This is a genomic window from Salinivibrio sp. EAGSL, from assembly GCF_013366455.1.
GTDB lineage: Bacteria > Pseudomonadota > Gammaproteobacteria > Enterobacterales > Vibrionaceae > Salinivibrio > Salinivibrio costicola.
Genome location: NZ_JABWMG010000059.1, coordinates 1 through 434, shown reverse-complemented (window position 1 = coordinate 434; position 434 = coordinate 1). Strand labels below are relative to the sequence as shown.

The 434-nt window shown below is 52.5% G+C and carries 1 protein-coding gene; it reads right to left on the bottom strand.

The genetic code is table 11. From position 1 onward, the window contains the following. Positions 1-78 precede the first annotated feature (78 nt). Positions 79-434 (bottom strand): type VI secretion system tube protein TssD (tssD, locus tag HLG76_RS14685; protein ID WP_175993943.1); only part of this gene is annotated, 356 nt, incomplete at its 5' end.

The following is a 434-nucleotide window of genomic DNA, read 5'->3' as shown; positions in this document are numbered from 1 at the left end:
GACCCTGCCGTCTGGCTCAACGCACCACAGCCCGCCCGTAAAGGCAGGCTGTTTGTGTCTTCATGTCGCCATGAAAAATTAGGCTTCGATAGGCTTGCGCCAGTCGTCTGAGCCTGAGGTGCCTGCGTTGACGTGGTCCCACGTCACTTTGCGGTAAGACATCGATACGGTCAGGTTCTGGGTAAAGTCTGACTTCGCCGGGTCTTGGCAATGGGGCATCTCGCAGTGAATGTCCACAATCGAGGCACTTTCCAGCTTGGTGGTAAAGAAGTTTTCTTGTTTACCTTCAATCGACGTGCGGTACCACTTTAGCTCGACCGTTGACATCTTCTCACCTGACGCCAGTGCGTTATAAAGCAATGGCACCGCTTTGTTGAGTGCGACGGTGAATTTGAATGGTTTATGAACACGTTGACCGGATGGCTGACCAGATT